This is a genomic window from Catalinimonas alkaloidigena (assembly GCF_029504655.1).
Taxonomy (GTDB): Bacteria; Bacteroidota; Bacteroidia; order Cytophagales; family Cyclobacteriaceae; genus Catalinimonas; species Catalinimonas alkaloidigena.
On the sequence record NZ_JAQFIL010000001.1, the window covers coordinates 5,642,583 to 5,669,491 of the forward strand.

17 protein-coding genes are annotated in these 26,909 nt (G+C 46.1%); 6 read left to right on the plus strand and 11 right to left on the minus strand.

All coding sequences use genetic code 11. The features are described from left to right. Positions 1-5 precede the first annotated feature (5 nt). Both OKW21_RS22965 and OKW21_RS22970 read right to left on the minus strand, forming a co-directional pair. Positions 6-3,563, minus strand: coding sequence for a SusC/RagA family TonB-linked outer membrane protein (locus OKW21_RS22965; RefSeq protein WP_277483943.1), 3,558 nt, complete (start codon positions 3,561-3,563; stop codon positions 6-8). 52 nt (positions 3,564-3,615) lie between these two features. Continuing rightward, a complete protein-coding gene (locus OKW21_RS22970; protein ID WP_277483945.1) occupies positions 3,616-4,650 on the minus strand; it encodes a FecR family protein in 1,035 nt (344 codons plus the stop codon). Between the two features lie 303 nt (positions 4,651-4,953). On the opposite strand from OKW21_RS22970, the gene OKW21_RS22975 reads away from it, so the two are divergent. Further along, a complete protein-coding gene (locus OKW21_RS22975; protein WP_277483946.1) occupies positions 4,954-6,369 on the plus strand; it encodes a sulfatase family protein in 1,416 nt (471 codons plus the stop codon). 179 nt (positions 6,370-6,548) lie between these two features. Here the strand turns inward: OKW21_RS22975 and uxuA are convergent, their stop codons facing one another. Continuing rightward, positions 6,549-7,766, minus strand: coding sequence for a mannonate dehydratase (gene uxuA, locus OKW21_RS22980; protein WP_277483948.1), 1,218 nt, complete (start codon positions 7,764-7,766; stop codon positions 6,549-6,551). A gap of 294 nt (positions 7,767-8,060) precedes the next feature. On the opposite strand from uxuA, the gene OKW21_RS22985 reads away from it, so the two are divergent. Beyond that, positions 8,061-9,002 carry an isoaspartyl peptidase/L-asparaginase family protein gene (locus OKW21_RS22985; RefSeq protein WP_277483951.1) on the plus strand — a complete coding sequence of 314 codons (942 nt, stop codon included), beginning with the start codon at positions 8,061-8,063 and terminating at the stop codon, positions 9,000-9,002. On the opposite strand, the gene OKW21_RS22990 is transcribed toward OKW21_RS22985, so the two are convergent. Then, the gene (locus OKW21_RS22990) at positions 8,977-9,894 is read right to left on the minus strand and encodes a cyanophycinase (RefSeq protein ID WP_277483952.1); all 918 of its coding nucleotides are present in this window, start codon (positions 9,892-9,894) and stop codon (positions 8,977-8,979) included. The two genes, OKW21_RS22985 and OKW21_RS22990, sit on opposite strands and share 26 nt — an antisense overlap. A 99-nt stretch (positions 9,895-9,993) precedes the next feature. Here OKW21_RS22990 and cphA point away from each other — a divergent pair, with 99 nt between their 5' ends. Beyond that, entirely contained in the window at positions 9,994-12,711 is a 2,718-nt protein-coding gene (gene cphA / locus OKW21_RS22995) for a cyanophycin synthetase (RefSeq protein ID WP_277483955.1), read from the plus strand. 398 nt (positions 12,712-13,109) lie between these two features. Here the strand turns inward: cphA and OKW21_RS23000 are convergent, their stop codons facing one another. The 7 genes from OKW21_RS23000 to OKW21_RS23030 form a co-directional block, all read right to left on the minus strand. Then, a complete protein-coding gene (locus tag OKW21_RS23000; RefSeq protein ID WP_277483956.1) occupies positions 13,110-13,925 on the minus strand; it encodes an SDR family oxidoreductase in 816 nt (271 codons plus the stop codon). Between the two features lie 280 nt (positions 13,926-14,205). Then, complete coding sequence (locus tag OKW21_RS23005; RefSeq protein ID WP_277483958.1) at positions 14,206-15,504, minus strand: TRAP transporter large permease; 1,299 nt, start codon at positions 15,502-15,504, stop codon at positions 14,206-14,208. After that, complete coding sequence (locus OKW21_RS23010) at positions 15,504-15,980, minus strand: TRAP transporter small permease (protein WP_277483960.1); 477 nt, start codon at positions 15,978-15,980, stop codon at positions 15,504-15,506. The genes OKW21_RS23005 and OKW21_RS23010 overlap by 1 nt, the downstream gene beginning before the upstream one ends. 6 nt (positions 15,981-15,986) lie before the next feature. Then, a complete protein-coding gene (locus OKW21_RS23015) occupies positions 15,987-16,973 on the minus strand; it encodes a TRAP transporter substrate-binding protein (RefSeq protein ID WP_277483963.1) in 987 nt (328 codons plus the stop codon). 85 nt (positions 16,974-17,058) lie between these two features. Further along, positions 17,059-18,492 (minus strand): putative oxidoreductase C-terminal domain-containing protein, encoded by a 1,434-nt coding sequence (locus OKW21_RS23020; RefSeq protein WP_277483965.1) that lies wholly within the window; start codon positions 18,490-18,492, stop codon positions 17,059-17,061. A gap of 74 nt (positions 18,493-18,566) precedes the next feature. Beyond that, positions 18,567-19,994: a Gfo/Idh/MocA family protein gene (locus OKW21_RS23025; RefSeq protein WP_277483967.1), complete on the minus strand. Its 1,428-nt coding sequence runs from the start codon at positions 19,992-19,994 to the stop codon at positions 18,567-18,569. Positions 19,995-20,108: 114 nt separating this feature from the next. Further along, on the minus strand, positions 20,109-22,100 hold the full coding sequence (locus OKW21_RS23030) for a ThuA domain-containing protein (RefSeq protein ID WP_277483969.1): 1,992 nt from the start codon (positions 22,098-22,100) through the stop codon (positions 20,109-20,111). Between the two features lie 301 nt (positions 22,101-22,401). On the opposite strand from OKW21_RS23030, the gene OKW21_RS23035 reads away from it, so the two are divergent. The 3 genes from OKW21_RS23035 (at position 22,402) to OKW21_RS23045 (ending at position 26,826) form a co-directional block, all read left to right on the plus strand. Next, positions 22,402-23,445 (plus strand): LacI family DNA-binding transcriptional regulator, encoded by a 1,044-nt coding sequence (locus OKW21_RS23035; protein WP_277483971.1) that lies wholly within the window; start codon positions 22,402-22,404, stop codon positions 23,443-23,445. A 162-nt stretch (positions 23,446-23,607) separates the two neighbouring features. Next, positions 23,608-24,639 carry a LacI family DNA-binding transcriptional regulator gene (locus OKW21_RS23040; protein WP_277483973.1) on the plus strand — a complete coding sequence of 344 codons (1,032 nt, stop codon included), beginning with the start codon at positions 23,608-23,610 and terminating at the stop codon, positions 24,637-24,639. A gap of 18 nt (positions 24,640-24,657) precedes the next feature. After that, positions 24,658-26,826 carry an alpha-glucuronidase family glycosyl hydrolase gene (locus OKW21_RS23045; RefSeq protein ID WP_277483975.1) on the plus strand — a complete coding sequence of 723 codons (2,169 nt, stop codon included), beginning with the start codon at positions 24,658-24,660 and terminating at the stop codon, positions 26,824-26,826. Positions 26,827-26,909: the final 83 nt, after the last annotated feature.

A 26,909-nucleotide genomic window follows, 5' to 3' on the forward strand; every position in this document is an offset into this window, starting at 1 on the left:
CAAAGCTAAAAACTAAGTTTAGCTCCCAATATAAATGTTCTGGGTACTGGATATGGTGAGTAGTCAAGCCCCGGAACCAATGTTCCGCTCCCCCCCTTCTCACCATAGTTAGTGACCTCAGGGTTACCTTTGTATTTTGTAATTAGCAGTGCATTCTGCACACTTAGGTATATCCTGGCATGCTGGAGTATACCCTCCGCCACATCCTCGGGTAGCGTATAGCCCAAGCTAATATTTTTTACATTAAGATTGGAGTTATCTTCTACCCAGAGTGAGCTGACATCTCTGAACATCACCCTTGCTCTTCCTGAACCATTGGTCGTAGGGATAAAACCGCTACCGGGAGCTTCAGGGGAACGCCAGCGATCTGCCACTTCTCTTTTTACATTAAAAACACCATCAATATTGTTAAAATACTCATTATACGCCCTGATTCTGGAACCACCTACAGCGCCTGTCATGATGATTTTTAAGTCAAAATTCCGATAAGAAAGATGGTTGGTAAACCCAAAAATATAGTCCGGGTACGGATTACCAATGATGTCAAAATCTTTGATGGGCGTGATCATGCCATCACCATCCATATCTTTAAAGCGCAGATTACCAGGTATTGCCCCGGCAAAAGAAGGCCCTGCCTTTACTTCTTCTTCACTCTGGTAAATACCATCAAACACATAGCCATAAAACATGGCCAGAGGCTTACCTACCATGGTAATGTGGGTCGGACTTTTTTCACCCGTCTCCCCCGAAAGTATAGGAGCGCCAGCCCGTCCTAGCGCCAACACTTTATTTTTATTAAAAGCAATATTAAAATTTGAGCTCCAGCTCAGCGTCGCATGCTTTAGATTACGTGAAGCTAAGCTCAGTTCCAGTCCTTCATTCTGTATTTCACCCCGGTTTTCTGTTACCTGCGCATAGCCGGAAGAGGAAGGAATTTCTACATTGAGCAAGAGGTCTTTGGTGTTTCTTTTATAATAGTCAGCACTTAGAAAAACCCTGTTATTTAACAAGCCCACGTCCATTCCAATATCTATTTCCCTGGTTTTCTCCCAGCCCAGCTCCGGATTACCCAATGTGCTCATGATCCTACCACCCGCTAAGCTTTCATTGAACACATAGTCGTTGGAGATCAGTTGGCCGAAATAGGTGTAGTTGCCAATATCAAAGTTACCACTCAACCCATAAGATACCCTCATCTTTAGTTCGCTCAACCATGCTGCATTGCTAAGAAAGGGTTCGTCGGATAACCTCCATCCCAGGGCTACTGAGGGGAAAGTCCCCCAGCGATTGTTATTTCCAAATCTTGAAGAGCCGTCTCGCCTGACAGTGGTCGTGAGCAGGTACTTATTTCTAAAACTATAATTTAGCCGGGCCAGAAAAGAAAGCAGCGCCCACTCTTCTTCAAATGTATTCCCGCTAATTCTGCCGGCGGCATTCAGTGTTTTGACTTCATCATCAGGAAAATCATCTCCAACAAATTCACTACTTTTCAATGTCTGTTTTTGTACTGTATACCCCAATAAGGTACTAAGAGAGTGGCCATCACCGAAATCACCTTGATAGCTCAGCGTATTTTCATTTAGCCAATTAAAAAAAGTATTGCTTACGTAGCGGGCGGAAGGGATAGTGGGTGGAGGCTGAAAAGTATAACCTACGGTAGAAGGGTGAAAGTATGTTTCATCCTCATGCTGCCAGTCTACATTGAAGGTAGATTTGAAGGTAAGATGTTCTGCAATTTCATAGTCCGCAAAAGTATTGATCAGCGTGCGAACACGGTTCCTGTCGTCATCTACTTCGTTCAATACCATCACAGGATTTGGGTACTCAAATGTCCCCGGAGAGGAGATCATTACATTATAGGAGCCATCTGAATTGTATACCGGTGGAATCGGGCTGGCTACCAATGCCTCGCCAAAACCCTCTTCCCCTCTTCCCAGGCCTCCGCTAACTGACCGCTTTCTTAATGAATAGGATGGAGCCAGGTTGATCCCTAACTGTAAACGATCTGAAAGCTCTGCCGTAATATTGGCTCTGAAATTAAGCCGCTGGTACCCGGTAGCCAACACTACACCTTCCTGGCGGAAATAGCCGGCAGAAAAATAAGAGGCAAGTTTATCACTTCCTCTGCTGACACTCAGGCTAATATGCTGGATAGGCGCTATTCTGGTAATTTCATCAAACCAGTTCGTCCCTACTCCTAACTGTCCGGGATTCCTATAGATTTCAGGGAGGTCAGTCTCAGTAGGTTCACGGCCTTCTTCAAAACGGATACGATCGGAGATAGCTTCCTTTCTGTATTGAGCAAACTCACGTGCATTCATCAGGTCAGGACGGTACCGCTCACTTACAGCCTGCAAGCCCCCATAAACCCCCAATTGAATACGGGACTCCCCCTTTTTACCTTGTCTGGTGGTGATCATAATTACGCCATTGGCTCCTCTGGAACCGTAAATTGCGGTAGCCGATGCATCCTTTAATATAGATACTGAAGCGATATCCTCAGGGGGAATGTCATTCATAGGATTGAACCGCTCAGTAGAGGTGGAAGAAAGAGGAAATCCATCAATCACATACAAGGGCTGGCTCCCTGCTCCTACCGCGCCTACTCCTCTGATCTGGACTTGTGGCCCTCCTCCCGGTATACCGTTAGAGGTACTGATCTGTACGCCTGCCACCTGACCCGCCAACTGCTGATCGAGACCGGATAGCGGTAGGTCTTCTATAGTCTGCATATCTACCGTAACAACTGCACCCGTTACTTCTTCTGTACGTTGTGTACCGTAGCCTACTACTACCACTTCAGAAAGAGAATGCAGACCAGTAGCCATTGCTACATCAATAGTAGTTTGCTTACCAATTTCTACTTCCCGGGTGGTATAACCCACAGAGGAAAAGACCAGGATGCCTGCTTCTTTTCCTACTTCCAATTGATACTTACCCGCAGCATCAGTTACGGTTCCTCTGCTTGTTCCCTTGACCAGCACATTGATGCCCGGCAGAGGCATAGCTGTATTCTCCTCCCTTACCTTTCCGCTTATAACTTTTAGCCTGCTACTATCTTCAAGGTGCTTATTGCTCACCACACGCATACTTTCCGCCTCTTCAGATTGCTGAGATTCCTCTTTTAGCGACTGTGTCTGTTGTTGAAGCGGACCTACCGGCCTGCTGCCTGTATTCTGCTTCTTTGGCATAATCACCAGATAGTCCCCTAGCCGGCTTATTTCCAGGTTTAGGGGGAGCAGGTACTGCCTCAGCTTTTTGAGGAAAGCCCCCTTAGCATGTATTATTTTCCTAAAATCCGAAGCTGAAAGGAAGCGGTTTTCTACCAAAGCTTCATCATAGGCAAACTTCACCTGATACTGTGCCTCCAGGCGGCTCAGGGCTTCCTTCAGAGAGATTTCATTCCGAGAGATTTCATCCCGAGAGATTTCATCCTGAAAATGAAAGTATATTTCTGTATCAGTATCTGCGTAAACAGGACAGGGGGAAAAAGCAGCTAAGCTGCAACAGCAGAAAATAAAAAAGAGAAGCTTTCTCTTCCTGGAATAAAAACACGGACTCATTGAGTAGATTTTGGTTGCGGTAAGTATGAGACCTCTCTCCTTTTTGCCTGTATCAGTGCTTTTTACTGATCGTAATTACTCCATCTTTGTTTGTAATGTCAACCTGCATGGATTTGGCGATAAGATTCAGAAGCACATCAAGCTCACCAAAAGGCACACTTGCGCTGAACCTCCGTTCACCTAATTCTTCTGATTCAAATTTCACCGTCAGGCCATAATCGTCTTCTATTTTCTTTCCAATAACCTTCAGAGGAGTAGCTTCATAAGTATGTTTACCATTCTTCCAGCTAAGATCAACCCGAATATTCGCTTTCTTTCTTTTGAAAGATTGATTCTGCTTAGAATAGCTTACCAGTTCACCGGCTTGCATTCTGAGCCTTTCTTCTTCCACCTCTTTCTTTTTGAGCTCAACCACACCTTCCTCCAAGACTACTAAGGTAAGGTTTCTTCTGTCCAGCACGTTGAAACTTGTGCCTAAAACTTCAATGTCTATTTCCTGAGCATGCACAATGAATTTACAAAGCTCAGCCTTTGGGCTTGTGTCCATTTTTTTCTCCACTTCAAAATAAGCTTCTCCATCCAGCCATACTTCTCTGTTTTCATCCCAGTCGGCGGCAATTTTCAATGTGGTATTTGCGTTAAGTAACACCTGAGAACCATCAGGAAGCACTACTTTTCGTTGTTTTCCATATCCGGTACTATATTCTGCCGTAGGCAACCACTGCTGAAGCAGAAAGATACTCAAAATAATAAGGCCACTTACTACCGCGGCTGACTTAAGCCACCTGAAGCGTGAAGAAAGATTAAGCGTAATATTCTTTTTTGACGACTGCTGTGAGTAGCCTTCAAAAAGCTCAGCTTTAATACTGCTTTTCACTTCCTGAAAATCATCTTCACTGTATTGTGCTTCTTCAATTTCCACCGATTTTACAATCACTCTGGCCTCTTGAATGATATTCCGCTTAGCTGGATGATCCCTGAGCCACTGCTCCCAAAAGGTATTTGTAAGCTCATCGGGTGATCTGACCCACCGCTGAAAGAAATGATCAGTCACAAAATCGTTAACATGAAAATATTCGTAATTCATTAGTTTTTAAAGCTCTTTGAAAGAAAGTGCCACATATAAGGGGAAATACCTTCAAAAAGGGAGTAGTATTTTTCTATTTTTTTAATAATCACACCGGCCTGCTTCTAAATATAATACAAACACAAAGAAAGCACATGAAATTTGGAGAAAATTCAGCTTTGGCTTACTCAGCGCTTCCTGCGATGATACGAGAAGGTTATAGGATGGCACATGACAGTCTGTGTGATAATTTGTGCTAGATTGAGAAGAGTCTCAATGGAATTAAATCATTTGCTATCTGAGGTCGATATAAACACATCCCCCATGCACACTAGAAACTGCCTTTACTTTTCATTATTTTTTCTTTTGGGAATAACATGCTTTTCCTGCCAGAAGGAATTAAAACCCAATGTAATCATTCTGCATACCGACCAGTGGAGGGCGAAGGCTTTTGGCTATGCCGGAGACCCTAACGTAAAGACTCCAAACATTGACCGCCTGGCAGCTAATAGTGCGAATGTAAGCCTTGCGGTATCTGGCATGCCGGTCTGCACACCCCATCGGGCTTCTGTGATGACCGGACAAAGACCGCTTACCCACGGACTGTTTATGAACGATGTACAGTTGGATACAAATGCCGTTTCACTGGCCAGCGTTTATGCGAATGCAGGTTATCAGACTGGCTACATCGGCAAATGGCACCTGGATGGAAACGGTCGCAGCAGCTTCATTCCTCCGGGAGGCCGCCGGCAAGGTTTTCAGTACTGGAAGGCGTTGGAGTGTACCCATAATTACAACAATTCGGCTTATTATGCCGGTGATTCTCCCGAGAAAAAGTTCTGGGAAGGCTATGATGCCATAGCGCAGGCAAAGGATGCTCAGCAATATATACGTGAGCATGCAAAAGGAGAAAATCCATTTCTGCTATTCTTGAGTTGGGGGACGCCTCATGCACCTTATCAAACGGCTCCGCAAAAGTACCAGGATATGTACGACCCTGAGCAGCTAAAACTCCACCCCAATGTGCCTCCGGATATGGAAGAGAAAGTGCGCCAAGACCTGGCAGGTTATTATGCCCACTGCACAGCCCTGGATGATATGGTAGACGAGATCTTGCAGACGATAGAGGAAGCGGATATTGCTGATAATACAATCATTCTCTTTACTTCTGACCACGGCGACCTGCTGGGCTCACACCGGGCCTATAAAAAGCAGCAGGCCTATGAAGAGTCTATTCGTATTCCTATGCTCATTCGTGCACCACAGCTTTCTTCCGGTGAATATAAAGCACTCATCAATTCTTATGATATTATGCCTACCCTGCTGGGGCTAAGTGGTATTAAAATACCTGAAACCGTAGAAGGTGATGACTACAGTCACTACTTAAAGGGAAAAGCTTCATTACCAGATACGGCTACAGTGCTAAGTTGTGTGCAGCCTTTCGGTCAGTGGAACCGCTTTGATCACGGAGGAAGGGAGTACCGGGGGCTGAGGACATTACGTTACACCTATACCCGTGACCTCAATGGCCCCTGGCAGCTATTTGACAATGAGCAGGACCCTTACCAGATGAACAATCTCATTGATGAGCCTGCATACGATACACTACAGGCGGCTCTGGATGCACTGCTGATGCAAAAGCTTAGAGCACAGGGTGACGAGTTCCGCCCCGGTATGGAATATATCGCAGAATGGGGCTATGAAGTAGACGAAAGGCAAACTGTTCCGTATACGCCCTGAAGCAGAGAGTTTCTATTGACAGAAGTACGTTAGGTCAGGAAAGGGTAGTTGCATATTTCGCATAAAACCTTTCCGCTATTCCCTTTACTTCTATTGCTCCCTTTTTCTCTCTGCTACAGCTTCAGCAGCTACATGTTTGTACTTTTTGCTGAAACAGCTCTGTCTTAGCGTATAAATTTTCAGCTGATCAAACGGCGGATGCCCAGTTCCAGGCCTCTGAGTTCTGCCAGCCCTCGCATCCTGCCCACGGCGGAGTAGCCGGGGTAGAATTTGCGGTCGGCATCGAAAAGAAATTGATGACCGTGGTCGGGACGCATAGGAATGGCTACATCCTCACGGCCGCTCTGCAGTCTTTTTTGCTGCTCTTCAATCACTGCCTTCATCACCGCAAACATATCGGTGTTGCCCGCCAGGTGATCAGCTTCATGAAAGCTGCCATCCAGGTTATGCCGCACATTTCGCAGGTGCAAAAAATGAATTTTATCTCCCAGTCGCTGAATTATACCCGGAAGGTCATTATCTCTTCGGGCACCTAAGGAACCTGTGCAGAAGGTGATGCCATTGCGCATAGAGGGCACACTGTTGAGGATATACTTCAGGTCTTCTTCGGTACGTACCACTCTGGGCAAGCCCAGTATGGGAAAAGGAGGGTCATCAGGGTGTATGCACATATTGATATCATATTCATCGGCTACCGGAATAATTTTGCTTAAGAAATAAGTCAGGTTTTCTCTGAGTTGCTGTTCATCAATATCTTTATAGCGTTCCAGATGGCCCATAAACTCCTGGGGCGTAAATACTTCATCCGTACCCGGAAGACCGGCCATGATGGTTTGCTGCAGGCTATCTTTTTCACTTTCGGAAAGCTTTTGCAGATAGGTATAAGCATTCTGCTTTTGTTCTTCGGTGTAAATTTCCTCTGCCTCTTTTCTCTTCAAAATGTACAGTTCAAAGGCTGCCAGCGCCACCGGATCGTAGCGCAAGGCATAAGAGCCGTCTTCCAGTTGATGTCTCAGCTGGGTACGGGTCCAGTCCAGCACCGGCATAAAGTTGTAGCAAACGGTTTTGATATTGCACTTACTCAGATGGATTAAGGTCTGCCGGTATTTCTCTATGTACGCATCCCGCTCAGGAGCAGCGGTTTTGATGCTTTCATGGATATTGACACTCTCCACCACGCTCCAGCGGAAGCCGGCATTGTCAATCATTTCTTTTCTCCGGCTGATCTCCTCCAGGCTCCACACTTCTCCGCAAGGGACATGATGCAGCGCGGTAACTATACCTTCGGCACCCACCTGTCTGATTTCAGGAAGGGTCACCGCATCATCCGGCCCGAACCAGCGCCAGGTGGGGAATAGTTTTGACTGAGTGGAGTGTAGTTTTTGCTCACTGCCCATAGGTGTAGTATTTATTGGTGTAGGTTGTTTACTGCTAAAGCTTCAGCGCCTGAAGCTCTTAAACTGCTATAGCTCGCAAGATATCTATTCCTCTGGTAAAGGAAAAGGGAGCCTTATTAATGCGTAAGAAAGCCTGAACTCCTCCTGCTTGCTTGATTATTTTTTTTGAAATTGCTAACAGAAAGCCTGTTTACATGTATATATAGACGGCCTGCCCATCTCCTTAGGTTATTATAGGATGCTGAGCCTGGTGGTCATTAAATTATACTTCATTTTTTTAGCCAATTTAAAGCCATGCCTATCGCCATTGCCCTCCACGGAGGCGCAGGAACTATTCTTCGCTCCGAAATGAAACCCGAACTGGAAATTCGTTATACTGATGCCTTACAGGATGCAGTTCGTACGGCCTATCAGCATTTACATCATCAGGGAAGCGCCCTTGATGCGGTAGAGATTGCAGTACGTATGCTGGAAGACTGCCCCTTGTTCAATGCGGGCAAAGGCTCTGTATTTACAGCCCAGGGTAAGCACGAAATGGATGCCTCTATCATGGATGGGCGGCAGCGAAATGCCGGAGCGGTATCCTTAGTTTCGGGCATAAAAAACCCTATCCAGCTGGCCCGTCTCGTTATGGAAAAATCAGAGCATGTATTTATGGCAGGCTCCGGAGCTATAGCGTTTGCCCGCCAGATGCAATGTGAGTTTGCCGATGAAGCCTATTTTTACGATCAGTTTCGTTTTGATCAGTGGCAAAAAATCAAAGATACTGATGCTTTTCAGCTAGACCATTCCGTTGATACTGCTCAGAAACCTCCCAAGAAGATGGGTACAGTGGGTGCAGTAGCTTGTGACAGTTATGGTAACATCGCTGCAGCTACCTCTACCGGAGGCATGACCAACAAACGCTGGGGCCGTATTGGTGACAGCCCTGTCATAGGCTCAGGAACCTATGCCAATAACCAGACCTGCGCAGTCTCCTGTACCGGCAGTGGCGAGTATTTTCTACGAGGCGTGGTGGCCTATGATGTCTCCTGCCTGATAGAATATAAAAACTATACGCTGGAGCAAGCCTGCCGGGAAGTGGTGCTGAAGCGACTTCCCCGGTTGGGGGGTGATGGAGGCTTGGTAGCAGTCAATGCTGAGGGCAACATAAGCATGCCTTTTAATACCGAAGGAATGTACCGAGCTTCCAAAACCGCAGAGCGTGAGCTTATCGCAATTTACGACGAAGCTTAATGGGATATGGCTTCTCCAGGAACTGCCTGGCATCAATATTCATGGGCAAGATTTCCAGTTCACGGCTATCCAGGCGGAAATGATCACCCACCGACAATACATGTACAATAAGGTTGGAAAGTGACATAGGCGTTCCTTCTTCCAGAATTTCTTCATGATTATGTGTCAGTTGGGTAGGATCAACCAATACCACCATACCGGAGCCAATGACTTCGCATTCGTTGCAGTTTTTGATGACCAGGCCGGTATCTTCGGCCAAACCTACTCCCAGCAAATGCGGAAAACGGGCTACCGCTTCCATCAGTCGTCCAAAACGCCCTCGCTGTATAAAGTGTGAATCAATAATCAGGTTAGGAATATACCCCATCCCCAGGCCGGTTTTAACCGCTCCCTTAAAGAGTGCTTCCGTAGATTTGCCCCCGGTAATCATGTCTGCCGACATTGACATAGCGCCAGCACTGGTGCCTGCGATCACAAAACCCTTCTCCTCCTGATAGCGCTTCATGATCAGATGATGCAAGGGGCTCTCACGAATAATTCTGGTAATTTTAGATTGGTTCCCACCGGAAAACATGACACAATCTGCTTTCTCTATCCATGATAAATTTTCAGGATTTTCGCATTGCGCCTTTTCGCGTATGTCCAAAATATGTACTGTGATAAGATCAAATTGCCCGAAGGCAGCTTTGTATTTCTCTCCCACCTCCAGCGGAATACTGGAAGCTGTAGTAATCACGACGATCAGGGGCTGCGGCTTATTACACTCCTTAATGACGCGAGCCAGGATACTTTTCTGTACAAAACTCAATTGGTTTGACTCATCCTCGTGAGTTCCCTTGTCTTCATTTCCTCCAATTGGAATAATCGTTCCTTTAACTCCGGAATTCATCATTGTTTATCGTATAAAATTTCATGACCATTAAACATAACAATTACCGTAAAACTAGCTTTTGTATAATTAGTAAACTATAAATGTCTAACTTAAACTTACATGCAGATAAGGAACATAAATGTGATGCGAGGACCTAACTACTGGTCTATCCGTCGGCATAAGTTGATCATCATGACTTTGGACCTGGAGGAGCTGGAAGAAAGGCCTACGCATACTATTGAAGGTTTTTATGACAGGTTAAAAGCCTTGATTCCTTCATTGCATGAACACCATTGCTCCGAGGGCGCCCCGGGAGGCTTTTTCCTCCGGGTAAAAGATGGTACCTGGATGGGGCATGTAATTGAGCATATTGCTTTAGAAATACAGACTTTGGCCGGAATGGATGTGGGTTTCGGCCGTACCCGTTCCTACGGAGAGAAAGGGGTATATCAGGTGGTATTTTCTTATATGGAAGAAGAGGTAGGTTGTTATGCGGCCAAAGCTGCTGTACGTATTGTAGAAGCCCTGATCGCTGAGCAACACTATGCCCTGGAAGAGGATATCCAAAAAATGAAAGAACTCCGGGAGCAGGAACGCCTTGGTCCCAGCACCGGTGCTATCATAGCCGAAGCGGTATCCAGAGGGATTCCCTGGATCAGGCTAAACAAACAGTCTTTATGCCAGCTGGGTTATGGTGCCAACCAGAAGCGGATACAAGCTACCATTACCAGCCAAACCAGCAGCATCAGCGTAGAACTGGCATGTGATAAGACCGATACCAAACACTTGCTGGAGCAGGCTGAAATACCTGTACCCAAAGGAGATATCGTCCATAATATGGCAGAGCTGAAAGCAGCAGTCCGGGAGCTTGGTTATCCCCTGGCTATAAAGCCTATCAATGGAAATCACGGAAGAGGAATCACTGCGGATATTACCCATTGGGAAACAGCCAGGCAGGCTTTTACTGAAGCACAGCAGGTCTCTAAAGCCGTGATAGTAGAAAAGCATATTGACGGAGACGACTACCGTTTACTGGTCATCAATCACAAACTGGTTGCTGCTGCCAAACGCTCACCAGCTCATGTGATAGGTAATGGTAAAGATAGCATTCAGCAGTTGATAGACGAAACTAACCAGGATCCACGCCGGGGCTATGGGCACGAAAAAGTGCTCACCGCTATCAAAGTAGATTCAATGACCAAAAATATTCTAAAGGCTGAAGGATATACTTTGGAAACCATACTGCCTCAGGGAAAATTGCTTAAGCTGAAAGATACTGCCAACCTAAGCACCGGAGGCACCGCGACTGATGTCACGCATAAAGTGCATCCTGAAAATGAGTTCATGGCCGAACGAATTTCCAAAATCATCGGCCTGGATATTTGTGGCATTGATGTCATGACTACGGACATAAGTCTTCCTCTGGCAAAGACAGGAGGCGCAATACTGGAAGTTAATGCCGCACCCGGCTTCCGTATGCACTTATCCCCTACTTACGGCCTGCCTCGCAATGTTGCAGCCCCAGTCATCGACATGCTCTACCCTCCCGGATCTTCTTACCGTATTCCTATCGTGGCCATCACCGGTACCAATGGTAAAACAACCACTACCCGGCTTATTGCTCATATGATGAAAATGCATGGCTACAAAGTAGGGTTTACTACTACCGATGGCATTTACGTAAATAATCACCTTCAGATGAAGGGAGATTGTACCGGTCCTAAAAGCGCACAGTTTGTACTCAAAGACCCGACTGTCAATTATGCAGTGCTTGAAGTAGCACGCGGTGGCTTGTTGCGTGCCGGACTAGGATTTGACCAGTGTGATATCGGGATAGTGACCAATATCAGTGCCGATCATCTGGGGCTAAAAGGCATACATAGCATGGAACAGCTCGCCCGTGTAAAATCCGTGATCCCGGAATCGGTACATAAAGATGGGTACGCCATCCTCAATGCCGATGACGACCTCGTGTATGGAATGGGAGAGTCCCTGGAATGCCGGGTAGCTCTATTTTCTCTTAACGAACAAAACCCTCGTATTCAGGAGCATATCCATATGGGTGGACTTGCGGCAGTTTGGGAAAACGGATACATCACTATCTGCAAAGGAGAATGGAAACTCAGGATAACTAAAGCCATTAATGTCCCACTGACTTTTGGAGGAAAGGCTACCTTCATGATTCAGAATTTACTACCTGCCGTACTCACAGGCTTCATTAATAAGTTTACCATTGAAGACATTCGGTCAGCGCTGGAATCTTTCGCCCCCTCTCCTTCACAGACTCCCGGCAGGCTGAACATGTTCACCTTCAAAAACTTCCGTTTTCTGCTGGACTACGCCCACAACCCTGCCGGCCTCAGGGCCTTGCAAGGTCTGATCAACAAGTTGGAGAGTAAACATAAAGTAGGTATCATTACTGGCATTGGAGACCGGCGCAGACAGGATACCGAAGAAGTTGGTCGTATAGCCTCTGAAATGTTTGACGAAATCATCATTCGGGTAGATCGGGATCTGCGGGGCAAAACCCAGGATGAGATCACTGAAATGCTGATTGCAGGCATACATAAGGTAGACAGGCACAAAAAAATAAGCATTATTCCCAGTGAGGCTGAAGCCATTGACCATGCTATCCATAATGCCAAGCCCGGTTCACTGATTGTACTCTGTACTGATGCCATCACAGATGCTGTGGCAAAGGTAATGGAACATAAGGAAGAAGAAGCCCGCAGACTATATCAGATTTCTGCGCAAGAGCTTCAGAATGTCATGGGAATAAGTGATGAAGCATTTAGTACTACTGAATTAAAAACGGAACCACGAACTCCACATAGTTGAGCGACTAAACCATGTATCTTGATCAGGCTTAAAGCTCAATGAAAGCAAAGCCTGTTTATCATAAACCTCCGGGGTGAGTATTGACATGCTTTTATGAAGTTTTACAATTGAGTGGTAAGCCGAAGCTCCTTCTTGCTATTCTACAGCTTGGCAGTCAAACTCATAAGTTTTTCTCCTAAAACCAAAATTTAGTGGCGTAGCATCCGCTTGCGGACAAACTGGAAATCTAGCCATCAGCTTATCATCAATTTTTATTTCCAATCCAGACCTTATGTAGGTTGAGTAAAATCCATCTCATAGGAAAAGTTTTGGAAAAGCCTGCTCCCATTGCTATTCAGAATTCTATCAGTAAGTTATCAGCAGTCAAAGTCCGTTACGATAAGAATATAGCGCATATTCTAAACTCCGCTAAAAGAACTGAAGCCTCCGTCTACCGGAATGATGGTGCCGGTTACAAATGTAGAAGCATCGCTGCACAGGTAAAGCACTGCTCCATTGAGTTCTTCCGCCTCACCGAAACGCTGCATAGGTGTATTCTTGACAATGGTCTGGCCTCTCTCAGTCAACGAGCCATCTTCATTGGTCAACAGCTTTTCATTCTGTTTTCCAATAAAAAAGCCGGGAGCAATCGCATTGACGCGTATGCCATCACCAAATTTCATCGCCATTTCCATAGCCATCCACTTGGTAAACATGTCAATACCTGCTTTGGCGATAGAGTAGCCCAGTACCCTGGTGATAGAGTGGCTTGCTGCCATAGAAGAGATATTGATGATACTGCCTGATTTCTGCGCTGCCATGGCCTTAGCAAAGACCAGCGTAGGTAATACCGAGCCCATCAGGTTGAGGTCCAGCACCTTCTTAAGAGCGTCAACGGATACATCAAAAACGGTCTGCTCAGGAGAGACTGTAGCCCCTGGCATATTCCCTCCGGCGGCATTGATCAGCACATCTATCGTTCCCCATTGCTGTAAAATTTTCTGGTTTACCTCTTCCAGACTTTCTTTGGAAGTCACATCACAGGCAAAGCCTAATACCTCGTCTCCCACTGCTTTCAGCTCCTCTACTCTTTTATGGGCAGAAGATTCGTGCAAACTTAGAATGGCAACCTTGGCGCCTTGTTCTAATAGTGTTTTTGCCATAGCGCCACCTAACACCCCTCCTCCACCGGGGATCACGATGACTTTTCCTTTTACGTCAAATAGGTTATTCATATCCGTATTGTTTAATGTTTTAATATAAGTAAGGTGACATTATTAGTTTAAATCATTGCTTTGTAGCAAGATACTCGCTTCAGTTTCTAACTGAAGTGGACAAATGAAGCAAAGTCTCAGACTTTGCCCTCATTCATGATTTCAGTCTTGAAGACTGAAACCAGTTTTTAGTTTAATGTAAATAAGTCTTCATACTTATGTAAGAAGTAGGAAGCGTGAAGTTGGAAGCCAGAAGTAAAATTTCCCGCTTCTAGCTCCCTACTTCCACTTCCTGTTTCTCCTAAAACCCAAACTGCCTCGGCAGCCAGAGACTGATTTCAGGAATATAAGTTACCAGCAGCAGCACAATGATCATAGCGATAAAGAGGGGAAGTAAGGGCCGGATGACTGATTGTATTTTGATGTTGGCGACACTACAGCCAATAAAGAGCACGGTGCCTACCGGCGGGGTACATAAGCCTACACAAAGGTTCATGATCAGTATGATGCCAAAATGTACCGGGTCTATGCCCAATTGCTGAGTAACTACCGGCAAAAAGATGGGTGTAAAGATCAGTACCGCCGGTGTCATGTCCATAAATACCCCTACGAAAAGCAGTATAATATTAATGATCAGCAAGATTAAAAAGGGGCTATCACTAAGCTGTAATAATGCCGCACTCACATTCTGAGGAATCTCCTGATATGCCATGACCCAGGATAAGCCAATGGAAGACGCTACCATCAATAATACGATGCAGGTGGTCAGACTTGTCCTGATCAATATTCCCGGCAAGTCACTCCAACTGATTTCCCGGTAGATAAAAGCCAATATCAGACAGTAAATTACAGCTACCCCTGAGGCTTCAGTAGCGGTAAATATTCCTGCTACGATACCCCCCAAGATGATTACCAGCAGCAGTAGACTAGGTAAGGCAGCCAGTAATTTGTAAATACCTTCTTTCAAAGGCACCTTATCGCCGGTGGGATAATTATGACGGTAAGCATGCGCCGCTGCGAAGCCAATGAGCGCAATACCGGTCAAAACTCCGGGTATATATCCAGCTAAGAATAAGGCAGCGATAGAGACACCACCACTCGCCAGCGAATAAATAATCAAAATATTGCTGGGAGGAATGACCAAACCGGTAGTGGCTGATGATATATTGACTGCCGCACTGAAATTTTCGTCATACCCCTCCTTCTTCATGCGGGGATGCATGATGGTACCGATAGCGGATGCCGCAGCTCCGGCTGAGCCGGATATTGCTCCAAAAAGCATGTTAGCCAGAATATTGACTACTGCCAGCCCACCGGGTAAGCGACCTACGATTACTTTGGCAAACTCTATGAGGCGGGTGGCAATTCCTCCGGTATTCATCAACTGACCAGCCAGTATGAATAAGGGAATGGCCAAAAGTGTAAAACTATCTAAGCCGGTAGCCATCCGCTGGGCAAAAGTGGTGACAGCAGGAAGATAGTCTATGGATAACAGCATCGTAATGATGCCTGCCAAGCCTATACAATAGGCGATGGGAACTCCAATAATGATAAAAAAAACAAAAGTGATGACCAGTACTAAGACTTCAAATACCTCCATTATTGCGTTGCTGTATGTAGTTCGTTGTATGTATTATCAATTGAATAATAGGCGATGAGCAGTCCGGAAACAGGGACGACGAGGTAGACATAACCCAGAGAAAGTTGCAGAGAAGCGGATACCTGTCCGAAGATAAAGCTGGTATATACCAACCATACTCCACCCACACCCAACACGCCTAAAGCAAAAGTGATGACGAAAAAATTGATTAGCAGGTCTATATACTTTTTACTTTTTGGTGACAGACTTCCTGAGATGAGGTCAATGGCGAGGTGTTGTTTTTCTCCGGTGGCATAAGCAGAGCCTAAGAGCCCGACCCAAATCAGTAAATAGCCTGCCAGTTCATCAGTGAAGCCGAGCGGAGACTGAAAAAGGTAGCGGCTCACTACTTGCAAGCTTACATCCAACACAATCACCGTCATTAATACAATTAGTAACCATCTTACTGTTTGATCTATTAAGTGTCTTAATCTCATAGCTTGTTATTGTACCGCTTTAATTCTTTGGATAAGGGAATAAAGTTTTTCGTTCTCTCTAAAATCTTCATAGACAGATTGTACCTCTTCCTGAAAGGGTGATTTTTCAGGATAGTTGATTTCCACACCGGCCGCCTTTACAGCTTCCATCGCTTCCTGCTCAGACTCTTCCCACAGTACCCGCTGGCGCTCTACTGACTCATCGGCTGCTTCCTGTACCCATTGCTGCTCCTCTTCGCTTAGTTTGTTCCAGATGATCTGGCTGATGAGAAACACATCCGGCACCTGCGTATGCTGATCTATAGAATAGTATTTACAGACTTCGTAATGACGCGACAAATAAAAGCTGGGCGGATTATTCTCAGCGGCATCTACCACGCCACTTTGTAGGGCAGTATATAGTTCTCCCCAGGAGATAGGCGTGGGGGAACCACCCATAGCCTGTACCATCTCTATAGCGGTATTACTTTTCATCACCCTCACTTTCATGCCTTCCAGATCCGAAGGGGTATTGATGGGACGATCTTTGGTGTAAAAGCTGCGGTAGCCGGAATCATAAAAGCCCAATCCCTTGAGCCAGTACTTTTCTCCCGACTGCAGGATTTCTTTTCCAATCTCTCCATCCAGCACCTTGAAGGCGTGCGCTTTGCTCTCAAAAAGGTAAGGGAGCCCCATTACTTTGTACTCTTCAGCAAAGCTTTCCATTACCGCGGCCGATACTTTGGTCATGGCAAGGCTGCCAAACTGCAGCATCTCCAGACATTCTCTCTCCGCGCCTAGCTGTTCACTCGGATAAATTTTGAGTTGTAATTTTCCACTGGATTTTTCCTCCAGCCGCTCTGCCATAAATACCATTGCCTTATGTACAGAATGGTCGGCTGATAATCCATGACCGAGTCTCAGTACCCTAACCTCATCTTTATCTTTACAAGCGAAGAGTATCAGCAGTAATAACAGCCAGCAGTTTTTTTGTAACAGGAAATTTTTGCTCATCTACATATAGTTTTCACACACACAATAATCTGTTCAAGAGAAGCTTGAAGTCACCTATCGTGAAGTCAATTTTTAAAAAATGCGTTTACTGCACCTCCGCCCGGCTCATCTCATAAGCCTTCATGGTGATGTAGTACTTGGCAATCATATTGGCTACCTCCCATTCCGGAAGTTCACCTGCTACCAGATAGTCCAGGTACTTTTGTGTCACCTGAGAAAAGTGCGACTCATGCCCTACTTTATATTCTTCAGGAATGATAATCTCCCAACCTACATCAGCTTTTTGCATGCTCAGTCCCGGATATTTATCACCAAGTGTTTCCAATGCAGCTTTCAATTTCTGCTCAAAGTCCTGCTGGTCTTCAACAGCTTCGGTCGGCTCCACGTACAAAGTAGGTTTGTAATTTTGCGGCTCATCCTGCCGTATGACCAGATTAGCTAAATTCCCCCGCATCATGGAGAAATGGGTGTCCAGCGCACCTTCAGGCGCTTCAAAATTCCATATTACGGATACCTTACCGTGCACACCGCGAGCAGTAAAGACAAACTCCCCATTAGAATATGTGCTCAAGACTGAATCATCTTCAATGTCTTTTTGCAGGTAATCGGGATATTCATCCAGGCCAGTTACCTTGCTAAATTGGGTAGGCGTAAGCTTCGTGGGCCAGTGGCGGGCACTGACGACCTGGGTATTGGCAGTATCTATCACCTCTTCAGGAAAACATTCCCAGAGGATCAGGTCTACCAGGTGGGTGGATACATCTACTATTCCTTCCCCCTGCTGCTCGGTGTCAAAGAACCAGGCCGGACGAATAAGCGGGCTACCGGCCACATACTTGAAAAAGTGATGCACGCTTTCTTTGGAGATGGCCGGGTTTTCAGGTGTTCCTTTTTCCAGCTCACCAAATACTTCAGCCACTTGAGCAAGTTCCTTCTGTAGCATGGTAGTGATTTCGTATCGCTCAGTCATGATATCGTACAGGAGTACGCCTTTTTCCTGAGCTGTCTCCAGGGCAGCTTTCAAATCAGGATATTCAGAAGGCTGAATAACCATGGGCTTGTCGGCCAGCACATTCAGCCCTGCTTCCACTGAGGCCTTGATGTACTCGGTTTTCTTGGCATTGTTTCCAGACAGTACCACCACATTGCCGGGCTGCTCTTCCATCATTTTTTCAAAGAAGTCCGGCCCAGTATATACATCTTCCTCCCAGGCGGTAGGGTCTTCCTCCCGGGTGTTAAAGCCTTCAATACGTTGCAGGTGCATTTGCAGGTCTTCACCCTCAGGGGCATATACATGCACTACCGAGTCTACTTGATCGTACATAAATTTCTGTACCAGGGCCGCATGGAAATGTCCGGGGTCCAGGGTCATCAGCTTTACTTCTCCGGGAACTCCTGTAAAGTTATTCATCGGACTGGTTTGGTCAGAAGAGTTTTCGGTTTCCTGGGTACCGGTACATCCGGCCACTAACATCAGGGGTATGGCAAGGGCAAGGAAAGGTTGTCGTAGGTTGTTCATGTTTTTTTCTTTACAAAATAGGCTGTACAGGTAAGAATTCACAAACCTATACAGACCACCGTAAAATCAAAGACTTATTTTGCGTAAGTGGCTCGCAGCGCATCAGTATGTTTGTAACCCCAGGGGTATCTTTGTGAGCGGGCCAGCATAGAGTTAGCCTCATCATCGTTTTTGAAGCGCTCGTTTACCGGGTCCCAGTAAAGTTTGCGGGGCACCTTCATAGCGATATGTGATACCAGGCAGGCGCTGCAGGAACGGTGCGCCACCTCTGCCGGAGAGATGGTCGCCTTACGGCTCTTGATGCAGTCCAGCCAGTTGCCATGTTGCTCCGGGCTTTCGTACAAGTGAATTTCATCCTCACCGATTTCAGACTCCAGAATTTTTCTATCGCTGGCAGCAAAGGCTTCGGATGTGCCAAAGTTAGGATCAGAAGAGGTAACCGCCACATTCCCTCTGGACACAAATATCCAGCCTTCAGAGCCTTCAAAACGAACACCATTAGGATACTCACCACTTACCAGCATGGTAACGCCATTATCATATTTAGCTGTTACATTGAAGTCTCCGTGCACATTCCATAAACCTGACTTAGGGAAACTAGCCGTAGCTTCTACTTCTACCGGACCGCTATATTCGGTCCCCATACCCCAGTGAGCAATATCAATATGGTGTACACCCCAGCCGGTGATCATGCCTGCACCAAACTGCTCGCACCTTAGCCAACCCGGGCGAGAATAGTCCTCCTGCGGATGTACCCGCTTCTCAGTATAGTACTCATAAGGGGTAGAACCCAGCCACATGTCATAGTTCAGATTTTCAGGGATGGGCATTTGTGGCTCTTCCTCCCCTCCCGGGTCGCCGGGCAGGCCTACTTTGATGGTATGCACTTCTCCTATCCTGCCGTTGCGCACCAGCTCGCAGGCTCTTTTGAACTGGGGCCAGGGATTCATAGAACGCTGCTGGCTACCCAGCTGAAATACCTGTCCGGTGCGGTGCATGATATTACTCATTGCCCTACCCTCCTCTATGGTCAGAGAAGTAGGTTTTTGCAAATAAATATCTTTGCCGGCAAGCGCCGCTTCAATGGCCGGTTGCGCATGCCAGTGGTCGGGCGTACTGATGATGACCGCATCAATATCAGAGTTGGCAAGCATTTCACGGTAGTCGTCATACATCTGTACATCAACATAGTTTTTCTTGCCCTTATTTTCTTCGTACCAGCCCTCTATGAAGCGTTTGCCATCTTCTTTGCGCTTGCTGTCTACATCACTCACCGCCATCACTCTGGCTATATCATATTTCATGGTCTCCGGTAAGTCATGTCCACGGGCTATTCTACCGAAGCCAATCTGCCCAATATTAATTTTATTGCTAGGGGCGTTTTTCCCAAATACGGTAGAGGGTACGATGGTAGGCACAGCAAACGCTCCGGCTACCCCGATTGCAGACTTTTTGAGATAGTCTCTCCTACTAATATGATTTTTGTTCTTCTTCTGTTGCATGTTGTATATGTTTAGGCTGTAATTATTAGTGTGATAAATAACGAGCAGTGAATACCTTAATGAATAATGATTAACGACAAACGATTAACGAACTCATTATCATTCGTCCATGCGCTATTCTTCACCTACTACCCACTGGATACCTCCCAGAATATGACGCATAAAGGTAGGGTCGGAGTAGTGTTCAATCCGGTGCCCTAAAGCAGTATACCACTGGCGTCCACCTTCAAACTCATGGTACCAGGCGAGCGGAAACTGATCTCCAAAAATGATATCAGGGTACTCCCCTCTCTTTTCATCTTCTACGGTAGTCAGGTCGGCGGCCAGCAGCACGTGATTGCTAGGGTTCAGATGCTTTTGGTAGTAACATTCGTCCATTTCCACCTTCCACACATCCGGCAGGAAGGAGGTAGAAGGATGGTTTTTGTCCAGCACAAATACATCAAAATCCTGACGTTTTGGATGACGCAAAAACCTGCCACCCAGCATCTGGGCAAACCAGGGCCAGTCACGCTCCGAACCGCTGGCAGAATGTATGCCTACAAAGCCCCCCCCGGAACGGATATATTCCTGAAAAGCTTTCTCCTGTGCTTCTGTATCAAAAACATCATTATTGGTATTGGAAAAGATCATCGCATCGTACTGCTGTAAATCTTCTTCGGTAAAGAGGGCGGGATCCTCAGAAGCTACCACTTCAAACCCGTTTTCTTTACCTAGTTTCCTGAGGGCTTCAACACTGGCAGCTATGTTGTCATGCACAAAGCCTTCACCGTTTTTGGTGTAGACCAGTACTTTCTTCCCTTCCAGCGAAGGCAGCACACTTACCTTAACTTTGGGCGGGTTGGCAAAATCATGCCAATAGCGTTCGGCAGTAGCACTGTCAATTTCACCATCATAAACCATCATGCGGTACTTCAGGCTGTATTCTTTGCCGGGTTGCAGTGTCCAGTCTCTGTCCTGGGCAGGATTGAAGTTGAAGAATACATTTTCTTTTCCTTCATTGGCACCTGTCGGCCAGATACGCAACTGCTCAGGATAATTATAGTTGACCGGAGACGTCATGAACAGCACCCCTGCCTGACCTACATCGGTAGGCCCATCAATAAAGCACCAACGGGCACGTGTCCCGTTACCATCGGACTTATCATAGCCTTCGGAGGTGACCAGCGTAGCCGTTTGATCATCCCATTGCGCATTGGCGCGGAAGCCAAATCCCTGATAGCGATACTCTTTGATGGTGAGCGGGCTATTAGGAGCATTCAGGCTGGAAACAAAATCCACCAGAAATACTTCAGCTTCCGGCTCAGTGTTCCACACCCTGATGTCCCACTCTTCATTCAGGGCTACTTCATTATTTTCAGCATTGAGGGTATCCAAGACCACATGTTCGTGTAGCGCAGTTACTTTTCCATATACATCGCCTTCCGTGACGATAGGCACACCTTTCACCTGTACTGTACCCTGGCCTTTGTAGATATTCCAGAAATCTACTTCTTCGCCTTTGTATTCGGTATGCGTCCAGGGATTCCAGATGCCGTAATGATGGTAATGGTCAGGCGGCTGCACGCGGGTGAGGACTCCACCTTGGGGAGATTTTAGCGGGTGAATGTATCCCCCCCGACGGTAGAGAGGCGAAGCCCCTTCCGGCTCAGGTCTTAGTGCATACTGATAAGCCAGCACTTCGCTATCACCTACCTTCAATTGTATCGCCTCGCCCCTATCTTCAGCAGTGACTTTAGCACCAATTTCACTTTCACCACTGTTTTTGGAAATAAATTTGAGCTTGAAAGTTCTGCTGCCTCCGGGCGGCGTTTCTCCTCTTAGTATCCAGTGTAGCTGAGGGCGGTAGCCGGTTTCCAGTTGAGAAGGCACCGGCTTTTCCTGTCCATTGGTAATTTCTACCAATTGCAGATTATACTCTGCCAGATGTAAAGGCAAATTTTTGAGAGAAGCAGAAACAGGAGTATTTTGGCGCTGGTATTTTCCTGCTTCAACTAGCATATTGACCTCGGGGAGCGATTGTGCATGAAGCCAGGTATGTATGCCCATACAGCACAAAACAATGAAAAGGAAAATTCGGAATGCAGCTTTTGTGACAAGAAGCATAGGTAGCGGTTAAGTTGATGTAAGAATCAGGTTTCGTAATTTTCTTGATTGTTATCCATAAACATAAAAAATTAATTTTTATTTTACGCAACCGATTGTGTAAATTTTAGCATAACTTTATACATGTAGCCTGTGGGCGTGCTTCAGCCTTTACTATGCATAAGCCTGTAGCGGGTTAGATATCATTCTATATGCATTCCGACAAACAGCAATTTGTAATGCTACAAGTACGAGGGTTCCTTACGGATAAGGCTGAGCATGATGGAGTAGTGAGGCAGAACTCCGGATTATGTTTAAAACCATGAAGAAAAACAACAAAGAAGTAACCATATACGATATAGCCAGAGAACTTGAGGTTTCTCCCGCTACTGTGTCCAGAGCCCTTCAGGATCATCACAGCATAGGTAAAAAGACCACAAAGGCAGTCAAAAAACTTGCCCAAAAGCTGGGTTATCATCCTAATACAGTAGCATCCAGTCTCAGAAGGAACAGAACCAACACTATCGGGGTGATTGTACCGATGATACACCGCCCCTTCATCGCTTCGCTGATCAGTGGAATTGAGGAGACTGTCAGTAAAAAAGGGTATAATGTGATCATCTCCCAGACTTACGATGTCTATGAAAAAGAAGTAATCAATGCCCGGACACTTTACTCCAGCCGGGTTGCCGGTCTGATCTTTTCTCTCTCTATGGAAACCAGCAATTACGAACATTTCCACTCTTTTTTACATAAGAATATTCCTCTTGTATCCATAGACAGAATCGCGGAAGAAATAGACACCGACCGGGTGATTATTGACAATTACGCGGCTGGCTTTAAAGCTACTGAACACCTGATCAGCATGGGCTGTACACGCATTGCCCATTTCGGAGGGGCGCAGCACCGCAATATCTACGATGGAAGACAGAGAGGGTATATTGATGCTTTGAAATCACACAACCTTCCCATTGATGAAGACCTTATTGTGCACAATAAACTGAGCATGGAAGAAGGACAAAAAAGCACCGAACATCTTCTGGGCTTGGCTGAACCTCCTGATGGTATATTTTCTGCCAATGATTCGGCCGCAGTAGGTGCAATACAATATGCCAAGGCAAAGGGAATACGCATCCCCCAGGAATTGTCTATCGTAGGGTTTAATGATGACCCTATCTCCTCCATCATTGAACCAAGCCTCACTACTATCTCTCATCCCGCATTTGATATGGGGAAAATAGCAGCCCAGCAAGTGCTCAAAAACCGGGAGCATACGGATATAGTCCAGTCACAAACAATTGTGCTCAAAACTGAACTTATACAGCGTGCCTCCTCCTTAAAAAATGGGGCTGCTGTAAAAAAATAAGGTAAAGTGATTGAGGTCGGAGCTTATAACCAATCATATAAAAAGCGCTATTTATTAAACCGATTGCAAAAACATACAACATTAATGGATATTTTTACGATTTTTCTATTTATTGAATACATATTTAATGTAACCCTCTCCATGCAGATCCATTAAGCCAAGATGAACACGAGAAAAGAAATTACCATTTATGATATTGCCAAAGCACTGAATATTTCGGCTGCAACGGTCAGCAGAGGCTTAAAAGACCACCCTGCCATCAAAAAAGAAACAAAAAAGAAGATAGTAGAGACGGCCCAACAGATGGGCTATCAGCATAATATTTTTGCTAGTAGCCTGCGCAAAAAGAAGACCAATACTATAGGCGTAGTTGTTCCTCACCTTAACAGCTATTTTATGTCTTCCGTCATAGCTGGTATAGAAAAGGTAGCCAACCAGGCAGGCTACAACCTACTTATCAGCCAATCCCTGGAGTCCGTACAGAAAGAGCTGACCAATGTCACAACCATGTATAACAGCCGTGTGGATGGCTTACTGGTCTCACTCTCGGGAGAAACGCAAGATATTGAACACTTTGACTTTTTATTTAAAAAGGGGATACCGCTCATTTTCTTTGACCGAATATTCAAAAGTTCCCACTGTAGCAGTATCGTTATCGATAACTTCCAGGCTGGCCACGATGCTACCCATCATCTGCTGGAACAGGGCTGCCGAAGAATCGTACACATCAGCGGAAGCCTGAGGTCCAATGTATATGCAGACCGACACGCAGGCTACAGAGCAGCCCTGAATGATTACCAGGTAGCATATGATCCCGAATTGGTTATTATAGGGATCAGAGGTGGACAACTGGGCATCAAGGCCGCTCAGCAGATACTGGATATGAAAATACTGCCCGATGGCATTTTTACTGCTAACGATACTGCCGCCATTGCCTGCATGAGTGAGTTGAGAAGGGCTGGTCTCCGGATACCCCAGGACATTGCTATCATTGGTTTCAATGATGATCCTATATCCAGCCTGATTGAGCCTCTCCTGAGCAGCGTGTATTATCCCGGATATGAAATGGGTGAGCTGGCTGCCAGCACCCTAATCAAACAGCTGAATGATAAATCAGGAAATAGTCAGCGTACCATCGTCTTAAGACATGAAGTGGTGGTGCGGGAATCTTCTCTAAAAAAAGTTACTCATTGACATTGATTGCCTAGCTATATGAAAGTAAACTCACTGTTTTTTGTACTGATTTTTTCTTTTGTAACCAACAGTATACAGGCTGAAGATGGTTACCGCCTTTGGCTGAGGTATGATCAGGTTAAAGATGCACAACAGCTAAACACCTACCGGGAAGCCATCGGTGGCTGGCTGGTTGAAGGTGAGTCCCCAACCTTTGAAGTGATCCGTAAGGAATTACAGCTGGGTTTAAGCGGCCTGCTGGGAGCGTATATGCCTTCACTGCAATCTGTTGAGCAAGACGGCATGCTACTGGCCGGCACCCCTTCTTCTTCTCCTTTGATTGCTTCGCTTAACCTTAATGCCCAACTGGATACGTTAGCTGACGAAGGATATATTATTACACAAAAGACTGTCAACACTCACCCGACAACCATCATTACAGCAAAGCATGATGTAGGTGTTTTATATGGAATATTTCACTACCTGCGGCTTTTACAAACACATCAACGCATCGATAAGCTATCCATCCAAAGCACACCGGATGTGATGCATAGGGTGTTGAACCACTGGGATAACCTGGACCGAACCGTAGAGAGAGGCTACGCAGGCTTCTCCATCTGGGACTGGCACAGACTTCCTGAATATATTGCCCCTCATTACATAGATTATGCCCGTGCCAATGCATCTATCGGCATCAATGGTACAGTGCTGACCAATGTCAACGCCAACGCGCTAGTGCTTACCCCTCATTATCTGGAAAAAGCCGCTGCTCTGGCGGATGTATTTCGTCCCTTCGGAATCAAAGTATACCTTACCGCCCGCTTCAGCGCTCCGGTAGAAATCGGCGGACTGGAAACTGCTGACCCCCTTGATCCCGAAGTACAGCAGTGGTGGAACGAAAAAGCAAATGAAATCTATGAATTTATTCCTGACTTCGGAGGATTCCTGGTCAAAGCCAATTCGGAAGGCCAGCCCGGTCCGCAGAACTACGGCAGAACACATGCCGATGGCGCCAATATGCTGGCCGATGCTGTAGCTGAGCACGGTGGCATCGTGATGTGGCGTGCTTTTGTATACAGCGAGGAGGAGCCTGAAGACCGGGCCAAGCAAGCATATAATGAGTTTAAACCTCTGGATGGTGCGTTTCGGGATAATGTAATGGTACAGGTCAAAAACGGAGCTATAGATTTTCAGCCCCGTGAACCTTTTCACCCGCTTTTCGGAGCTATGCCTCAGACTCCGCTGATGATGGAATTTCAGATCACCCAGGAATATCTGGGACAGGGTACACACCTGGTCTTTCTAGCCCCTTTGTTTGAAGAAGTACTACAGTCCGACACCTATGCCCAGGGAGAAGGTGCTACCGTCGCTAAAGTGATAGATGGCAGCTTACACAACTATCAGATTACCGGCATGGCCGGAGTAGCCAACATAGGTACAGACCGCAACTGGACCGGACATCATTTTGGCCAGGCCAACTGGTACACCTTTGGCAGAATGGCCTGGGATATGAATATGTCTTCAAGAGATATCGCTGATGAGTGGATAGGCATGACCTTTTCCAATGATGAGGGCGCTATGCGAAACATCCGTACAATGATGCTCAATTCTCATGAAGCCGTTGTCAACTATATGACACCGCTGGGACTACACCATATCATGGGCGCAGGGCATCACTACGGGCCTGGTCCCTGGGTAGCGGAAATGCCCCGCGCCGACTGGACTTCGGTGTATTACCATCAGGCTGATAAAGAAGGGATAGGATTTGACCGTACCGAAACCGGCAGTAATGCAGTAGAACAATATTTCCCTCCGGTAGCCAGGAAATTTGGTGAGCCGGAAAGCTGCCCCAACAAATACCTGCTCTGGTTTCATCATCTGGACTGGGATTATAAGATGAAATCAGACAATATTTTATGGGATGAGATCGCTTTTCATTATCAGGCAGGGGTAGATAGCGTACGGCTGATGCAGGAAAAGTGGAACAGTCTGGAAAGTGAAATTGACCAGGAACGCTTTCAGCACGTCAAATCTTTTCTGGAAATACAGGAAAAAGAGGCGGATTGGTGGAAAGATGCCTGCCTGAACTATTTCCAGACCTTCTCAAAACTTCCCATTCCTGAAGGAGTAGAAAAACCAGAAGAGTCGCTGGAATACTATCAGAACCTGAGTTTTCCTTTTGCTCCGGGGATAAGGCCGAGATGGTAATCTAAAGTGCGCACGAGCAAAAAAGTAATAAATTACTCTGAGGCGCTGTGATTGATAAAATAGGTTTATCTTTTAAACTGACG

Bases quoted from the DNA above. Each gene is read 5' to 3' on its own strand.
- OKW21_RS22965 (WP_277483943.1), bottom strand. From the start codon at position 3,563: ATGAGTCCGTGTTTTTATTCCAGGAAGAGAAAGCTTCTCTTTTTTATT.
- OKW21_RS22970 (WP_277483945.1), bottom strand. From the start codon at position 4,650: ATGAATTACGAATATTTTCATGTTAACGATTTTGTGACTGATCATTTC.
- OKW21_RS22975 (WP_277483946.1), top strand. From the start codon at position 4,954: ATGCACACTAGAAACTGCCTTTACTTTTCATTATTTTTTCTTTTGGGA.
- uxuA (WP_277483948.1), bottom strand. From the start codon at position 7,766: ATGGGCAGTGAGCAAAAACTACACTCCACTCAGTCAAAACTATTCCCC.
- OKW21_RS22985 (WP_277483951.1), top strand. From the start codon at position 8,061: ATGCCTATCGCCATTGCCCTCCACGGAGGCGCAGGAACTATTCTTCGC.
- OKW21_RS22990 (WP_277483952.1), bottom strand. From the start codon at position 9,894: ATGATGAATTCCGGAGTTAAAGGAACGATTATTCCAATTGGAGGAAAT.
- cphA (WP_277483955.1), top strand. From the start codon at position 9,994: ATGCAGATAAGGAACATAAATGTGATGCGAGGACCTAACTACTGGTCT.
- OKW21_RS23000 (WP_277483956.1), bottom strand. From the start codon at position 13,925: ATGAATAACCTATTTGACGTAAAAGGAAAAGTCATCGTGATCCCCGGT.
- OKW21_RS23005 (WP_277483958.1), bottom strand. From the start codon at position 15,504: ATGGAGGTATTTGAAGTCTTAGTACTGGTCATCACTTTTGTTTTTTTT.
- OKW21_RS23010 (WP_277483960.1), bottom strand. From the start codon at position 15,980: ATGAGATTAAGACACTTAATAGATCAAACAGTAAGATGGTTACTAATT.
- OKW21_RS23015 (WP_277483963.1), bottom strand. From the start codon at position 16,973: ATGAGCAAAAATTTCCTGTTACAAAAAAACTGCTGGCTGTTATTACTG.
- OKW21_RS23020 (WP_277483965.1), bottom strand. From the start codon at position 18,492: ATGAACAACCTACGACAACCTTTCCTTGCCCTTGCCATACCCCTGATG.
- OKW21_RS23025 (WP_277483967.1), bottom strand. From the start codon at position 19,994: ATGCAACAGAAGAAGAACAAAAATCATATTAGTAGGAGAGACTATCTC.
- OKW21_RS23030 (WP_277483969.1), bottom strand. From the start codon at position 22,100: ATGCTTCTTGTCACAAAAGCTGCATTCCGAATTTTCCTTTTCATTGTT.
- OKW21_RS23035 (WP_277483971.1), top strand. From the start codon at position 22,402: ATGAAGAAAAACAACAAAGAAGTAACCATATACGATATAGCCAGAGAA.
- OKW21_RS23040 (WP_277483973.1), top strand. From the start codon at position 23,608: ATGAACACGAGAAAAGAAATTACCATTTATGATATTGCCAAAGCACTG.
- OKW21_RS23045 (WP_277483975.1), top strand. From the start codon at position 24,658: ATGAAAGTAAACTCACTGTTTTTTGTACTGATTTTTTCTTTTGTAACC.